General features: G+C 74.1%; 3 protein-coding genes. 2 read left to right on the top strand and 1 reads right to left on the bottom strand.

Translation table 11 applies throughout. The features are described 5' to 3' along the window. Nucleotides 1–90: 90 nt before the first annotated feature. The gene (locus tag ACZ4VT_RS06635; RefSeq protein WP_467947182.1) at nucleotides 91–1,290 is read right to left on the bottom strand and encodes an acetyl-CoA C-acetyltransferase; all 1,200 of its coding nucleotides are present in this window, start codon (nucleotides 1,288–1,290) and stop codon (nucleotides 91–93) included. 135 nt (nucleotides 1,291–1,425) lie between these two features. Between ACZ4VT_RS06635 and mce the strand changes: the two genes are divergently transcribed. Continuing rightward, the gene (gene mce / locus ACZ4VT_RS06630; protein ID WP_467947181.1) at nucleotides 1,426–1,854 is read left to right on the top strand and encodes a methylmalonyl-CoA epimerase; all 429 of its coding nucleotides are present in this window, start codon (nucleotides 1,426–1,428) and stop codon (nucleotides 1,852–1,854) included. Nucleotides 1,855–2,047: 193 nt separating this feature from the next. Further along, nucleotides 2,048–6,604, top strand: a complete 4,557-nt coding sequence (gene scy / locus ACZ4VT_RS06625) for a polarized growth protein Scy (protein WP_467947179.1) — start codon at nucleotides 2,048–2,050, stop codon at nucleotides 6,602–6,604. The last annotated feature ends 97 nt before the right edge of the window (nucleotides 6,605–6,701 follow it).

Raw genomic sequence — 6,701 nt, 5'->3', positions numbered from 1 at the left:
TTCTCTCTCTTTTTTTCCCGGCGGGCAGAGTGTCCCCCCCCCCCCACCCCCCCCTCCCCCCCCCCCCCCCCCCCCCCCCCCCGGCGGTGCCTACTTGGCGACGCGGAGGATCAGGGCGTCGCCCTGGCCACCGCCACCGCACAGCGCGGCCGCGCCGGTCCCGCCGCCGCGGCGCTTCAGCTCCAGCGCCAGGTGCAGCACCACACGGGCACCGGACATGCCGATCGGGTGGCCCAGGGCGATGGCGCCACCGTTGACGTTCACCTTTTCCGGGGTCACGCCGAGGTCCTTCATTGACTGCACGGCGACCGCGGCGAAGGCCTCGTTGATCTCGATGAGGTCCAGGTCGGAGACCTCCAGGCCCTCCTTCTTCAGGGCGTGCAGGATCGCGTTGGACGGCTGCGACTGGAGAGAGTTGTCGGGACCGGCCACGTTGCCGTGGGCGCCGATCTCGGCGATCCACTCCAGGCCGAGCTCCTCGGCCTTCGCCTTGCTCATCACGACCACGGCGGCCGCGCCGTCGCTGATCTGGGAGGAGGTGCCGGCGGTGATCGTGCCGTCCTTGGCGAAGGCCGGACGCAGCTTGCCGAGGGACTCCACGGTGGTCTCGGGGCGGATGCCCTCGTCCGCCGAGAAGATCACCGGGTCGCCCTTGCGCTGCGGGATCTCCACGGGGACGATCTCGGCCTCGAAGACGCCGTTCTTCTGCGCGGCCGCGGCCCGCTGGTGCGAGGCGGCGGCGAACTCGTCCTGCGGGGCGCGCTCGATGCCGAGGCGGGTGTTGTGCTTCTCCGTCGACTCGCCCATCGCGATGTTCTCGAAGGCGTCGGTGAGGCCGTCGTAGGCCATCGCGTCGAGCATCTCGATGGCGCCGTACTTGAAGCCCTCACGGGACTTGGGCAGCAGGTGCGGGGCGTTGGTCATGGACTCCTGACCGCCCGCGACCACGATGTCGAACTCACCGGCGCGGATCAGCTGGTCGGCCAGCGCGATCGCGTCGAGGCCCGAGAGGCACACCTTGTTGATGGTGAGGGCGGGGACGTTCATCGGGATGCCGGCCTTGACCGCCGCCTGGCGGGCGGGGATCTGGCCCGCGCCGGCCTGCAGCACCTGGCCCATGATCACGTACTGCACCTGGTCGCCGGAGATGCCGGCCCGGTCCAGCGCGGACTTGATGGCGAAGCCGCCGAGGTCGGCACCCGAGAAGGACTTGAGCGAGCCGAGCAGCCGCCCCATGGGCGTGCGGGCCCCGGCGACGATCACAGAAGTGGTGTTGTTCGATCCGGACATGAGGCACAGCCCCTTGGATGAGGAGTGAACGAGGGTTTACGTGAATGTACTGGGCGGTACCGCAGCGGTCACCGGGCTGCCGGTGTGATCGCGCGCACGTTGCGTGACCACCCCCTTCGGCGGTGCACTGTCACCATGCTGACAAGAATCGACCACATCGGGATCGCCTGCTTCGACCTGGACAAAACCGTCGAGTTCTACCGTGCCACGTACGGCTTCGAGGTGTTCCACTCCGAGGTCAACGAGGAGCAGGGTGTCCGCGAGGCCATGCTGAAGATCAACGAGACGTCCGACGGCGGCGCCTCCTACCTCCAGCTCCTGGAGCCCACCCGCGAGGACTCCGCGGTGGGCAAGTGGCTGGCCAAGAACGGCGAGGGGGTCCACCACATCGCCTTCGGCACCGATGACGTCCAGGGCGACTCGGAGGCCATCCGCGGCAAGGGCGTCCGCGTCCTCTACGACCAGCCCCGCACCGGCTCGATGGGCTCCTCGATCACCTTCCTGCACCCCAAGGACTGCCACGGCGTCCTCACCGAACTGGTCACCTCCAACCCCGAGCACTGATGGACCACTGATGGCCCGATTCCCCGGCCGGTAGAGTGGCCATGGCTCGGCCGGGGTTCGGTGCGGAGACGGGGTCGGGGCCTGTGACCCCTGCCCCGGTATCTGACACCATTCCCCCGGGGGCGTCGTTCAGCGGGCGAGCGATGCTCATTTGGGAGTGAGCTTGCGACCAGGGGACGGATGGGACCGCGCTGTGCGGGGCTACGAAAGCCAGGAGAGCCATCAGGCCGGGGCCGACCATCTCTCGCGCTTCGAAGCCGAGATGGAGCGGCTGAAGAAGGAGCGCGGGAAGGCCGTCCAGCACGCTGAGGACCTGGGATACCAGGTCGAGGTGCTGCGCGCCAAGCTCCACGAGGTACGCCGATCTCTGGCGTCCCGCCCCGCCTACGACGGCGCGGACATGGGCTACCAGGCGGAGCAGCTGCTCCGCAATGCCCAGATCCAGGCCGACCAGATGCGCTCCGACGCCGAGCGCGAGCTGCGCGACGCCCGGGCGCAGACCCAGCGCATCCTCCAGGAGCACGCCGAGCACCAGGCGCGCCTGCAGGCCGAGCTGCACGCCGAGGCCGTCAACCGCCGCCAGCGGCTGGACCAGGAGCTCAACGAGCGCCGCCAGACCGTCGAGGCGCACGTCAACGAGAACGTGGCGTGGGCCGAGCAGCTGCGCGCCCGTACGGAGTCCCAGGCGCGCCGGCTCATGGAGGAGTCCCGCGCCGAGGCCGAGCAGTCCCTGAACGCCGCCCGCGCCGAGGCCGCCCGGGTCGCCGAGGAGACCCGGCGCCGGATGGCCGCCGACGCGGAGGCCGCCCGTTCGGAGACCGAGGCGACCCTGCTGCGCGCCCGCAAGGAGGCCGAGCGGCTGCTGACCGCCGCCTCCGCGCAGGCCCAGGAGGCCACCGACCACGCGGAGCGGCTGCGCTCCACCACCTCCGCCGAGGCCGAGCAGACCCGGCAGCAGACCATGGACCTCGGCCGGGTGGCCGAGTCCCGCGCGCAGGAGGCCGAGTCCGCGCTGCGCGAGGCCCGGGCCGAGGCCGAACGGGTCCTCGCCGAGGCCAAGGAGAGCGCGGCCCGCCAGCTCGCGTCGGCGGAATCCGTCAACGAGCAGCGCACCCGCACCGCCAAGGAGCAGGTCGCCCGGCTGGTCGGCGAGGCCACCAAGGAGGCCGAGGCCCTCAAGACGGAGGCCGAGCAGGCCCTGGCGGACGCCCGCGCGGACGCCGAGCGGCAGCGCACCGAGGCCGGCGAGCAGGCCCGTACGGCCGCGGCCGAGGACATGGCGGCGCAGCTGGCGAAGGCCGCCCGCACCGCCGAGGACGTACTGAACAAGGCCTCGGAGGACGCCCGGGCCACCACCCGGGCCGCGTCCGAGGAGGCCGAGCGGATCCGCCGCGAGGCCGAGTCGGAGGCCGACCGGCTGCGCCTGCAGGCCGCGGCCACCGCGGACGAGCTCAAGGGCGCCGCGAAGGACGACACCGAGGAGTACCGGGCCCGCACGGTCGAACTCCAGGAAGAGGCCCGGCGGCTGCGCGGCGAGGCCGAGCAGCTGCGCGCCGAGGCCGTCGCCGAGGGCGAGCGGATCCGCGGCGAGGCGCGCCGCGAGGCCGTCCAGCAGATCGAGGAGGCGGCCCGGACCGCCGAGGAGCTGCTCGGCAAGGCCAAGGCGGACGCGGACGAGCTGCGCGGCGGGGCGACCGCCGAGAGCGAGCGGGTCCGCGCCGAGGCCGTCGAGCGCGCCGGCGCCCTGCGCAAGCAGGCCGAGGAGACCCTGGAGCGGACCCGCGCCGAGGCCGAGCGGCTGCGCGCCGAGGCCGAGGAGCGGGCCGAGGCCGTACGCGCCGAGGCGGACGCGGCCGCCCTCGCGCGGCGCGAGGAGACCGAGCAGGCGGTGGCCGCCCGGCGGGCGGAGGCCGACGAGGAGCTCGTACGGCTGCACACCGACGCCGAAGGCCGGCTGACGACGGCCGAGCAGACGCTGCGCGACGCCCGCGGGGCGGCGGAGAACATCCGCCGGGAGACCGCGGAGGAGCTGGACCGGCTGCGCGCCGAGTCGGCCGAGCGGATCCGCACCCTGCAGTCGCAGTCCGAGGCGGAGGCAGACCAGCTGCGCACCGACGCGGCGCAGGACGCCGGGCGGGTGCGCGCGGAGGCCGAGCAGGTCGCCGTACGGCTGCGCGGCGAGGCCGAGGCCGAGGCGGAGCGGGTGCGCTCGGAGGCACAGGAGACCGCGGACCGGCTGCGCGCCGAGGCGAAGGCGGCGGCCGAGCGGGTCGCCGCGGAGGCCGCGGAGGCCCTCTCCGCCGCGCAGGAGGAGGCCGCCCGGCGCCGCCGGGAGTCCGAGGAGACCCTGGCGTCGGCCCGGACCGACGCGGAGCAGGAGCGGGCGCAGGCCCGCGAGCAGAGCGAGGAGCTGCTGGCCGCGGCCCGCCGCCGCTCGGAGGAGGCGCAGGCCGAGGCGGCCCGCCTGACCGAGGAGGCCGAGCGCCGCGCGTCGGAGCTGGTGTCGGCGGCGGAGGCCACCGCCCAGCAGGTACGGGACTCCGTGGCCGGGCTGCACGAGCAGGCCGAGGAGGAGATCGCCGGGCTGCGCAACGCCGCCGAGCACGCGGCGGAGCGTACGAAGGCGGAGGCCGAGGAAGAGGCCGGCCGGGTCCGTTCCGACGCCTACGCGGAGCGGGAGCGGGCCACCGAGGACGCCAACCGGATCCGCAGCGAGGCGCGCGCCGAGACGGACGCGGCGAAGGCGCTGGCCGAGCGGACGGTCGGCGAGGCGATCGCCGAGGCGGAGCAACTGCGCGGCGACACCGCCGAGTACGCGCAGCGGGTGCGTACGGAGGCCACGGACGCGCTGGCCGCGTCCGAGCGGGACGCGGCGCGCACCCGGGCCGATGCCCGGGACGACGCGAACCGCATCCGCGGCGAGGCGGCGGAGTCCCTGGAGGCCGCGCGCGCCGAGGGCGCCCGGATCACGGCCGAGGCGACGGCGGAGGCCGAGCGGCTCACCGCGGAGACCCTCGCGGCGAACGCGGCCACGGTCACCGAGGCCGAGGCGGAGGCCTCGCGGATCACGACCGAGGCGGCGCGGGCGGCGGAGGCCACCCGCGTCGAGGCCGCGGCGATCCTGGACGAGGCCCGCGCCGAGGGCAACCGGCTGCGGACCGAGGCGGCGGAGCAGGTCGACCGGCTCATCACCGAGGCCTCCGCGGAAGCGGACCGGCTCATCGAGGAGACCCGGGCGGCCAACGAGGTCACCGTGGGCGAGGCGACGGCTCGGGCCGAGCGGCTCGGCAAGGACGCGGCACGGTTCAAGGCGCAGGCGGCCGAGACCCTGGCGAGCGCCGAACGCGACGCCGCGAGGATCATTCTCGACTCGCGTGCCGAGGGCGACCGGCTCATCGAAGAGACCCGTGTGGCCAACGAGGCCACGGTCGGCGAGGCGGCGGCGGAGGCCGAGCGGCTGCGCGCCGAGGCGGCCCGGGTCCTGGACGACGCCCGCGCGGACGGCGGCCGGATCATCGGCGAGGCCACCGCGGAGGCGGACCGCGTCACCGTCGCGGCCAACGAGACGCTGGCGAGCGCGGAGCGGGAGTCCGAGCAGACGCTCGACGAGGCGCGCGCCGAGGCGAACCGGTTGCGCACCGAGGCGGCCGGGCAGGCGGACCGGCTCATCGCCGAGGCCGCGTCCGAGGCGGAGAAGCTCACCGAGCGGACCCGCAAGGACAACGAGCGCACCGTCGGCGAGGCGGCCGGCGAGGCCGAGCGGCTGCGTGCGGACGCGTCGGAGGCGCTGTCGTCGGCGCAGGAGCACGCGACCCGTACCCGCTCGGAGGCCGAGCGGGTCAAGGCGGAGGCGGCGGCCGCGGCGGAGCGCATCCGCACGGAGGCCCGTACGGAGTCGGAGCGGCTGCTCGACGAGGCCCGTGAGGCGGCCAACAAGCGCCGCAGTGAGGCGGCGGAGCAGGTCGACCGGCTCATCACGGAGGCTTCCGCGGAGGCCGACAAGCTCACGGGCGACGCGCGGCAGCAGGCCCTCGCCGCCACCACGGCGGCCGAGGAGCAGGCGGACGCGATGGTCGACGCGGCGCGCAAGGAGGCGGCGCGGATCACCTCGGAGGCGACCGTCGAGGGCAACTCCATGGTGGAGAAGGCCCGGACGGACGCGGACGAGCTGCTGGTCGGCGCGCGCACGGACGCCGCTGCCATAAGGGAGCGGGCGGAGGAGCTGCGCGGCCGCGTCGAGGGCGAGGTCGAGGAGCTGCACGAGCGGGCCCGCCGGGAATCGGCCGAGCAGATGAAGTCGGCCGGCGAGCGCGTGGACAAGCTGGTGCGGGCGGCGACCGAGCAGAGCGTCGAGGCCGAGGCGAAGGCCAAGGCCCTGGTGTCGGACGCGAGCAGCGAGGCGGGCAAGGTGCGCATCGCGGCGGTGCGCAAGGCGGAGGCGCTGCTCAAGGAGGCCGAGCAGAAGAAGGCGGAGTTGACGCGGCAGGCCGAGAGCGCCCTCGCGGAGGCCAAGGCGGAGGCCGAACGCCTCGTCGACGAGGGCCGCCGTGAGCTGGAGGTCCTGGTGCGCCGGCGCGAGGACATTCAGGCGGAGATCTCCCGTGTCCAGGACGTTCTTGAGGCGTTGGAATCATTCGAGGCGCCTTCGGGCGGCGGGAAGCCGACGGTCGGCGGCCAGGGCGCGGGGGGCGTGAAGGCCGGAGTGACCGCAGGATCCACTCGTTCGGGTGGCAAGACGTCAGAGGGCTAGCAAACGGGACGGGGATGTGTCCACCTGATGGAGGTTCAGGCGAACGAGTGACAAGCATTCTGTCGCCTTGCCACTCAAAAGGGGTGTCATTGTCCAG

The organism is Streptomyces sp. NPDC029164 (assembly GCF_055563995.1).
The sequence above is the reverse complement of the archived record's forward strand: the minus strand, read 5'-3'. Positions and strand labels throughout refer to the sequence as shown.

Excerpts from the sequence above, each read along its gene's own strand:
- ACZ4VT_RS06635 (WP_467947182.1), bottom strand. The coding sequence starts at position 1,290 with ATGTCCGGATCGAACAACACCACTTCTGTGATCGTCGCCGGGGCCCGC.
- mce (WP_467947181.1), top strand. The coding sequence starts at position 1,426 with ATGCTGACAAGAATCGACCACATCGGGATCGCCTGCTTCGACCTGGAC.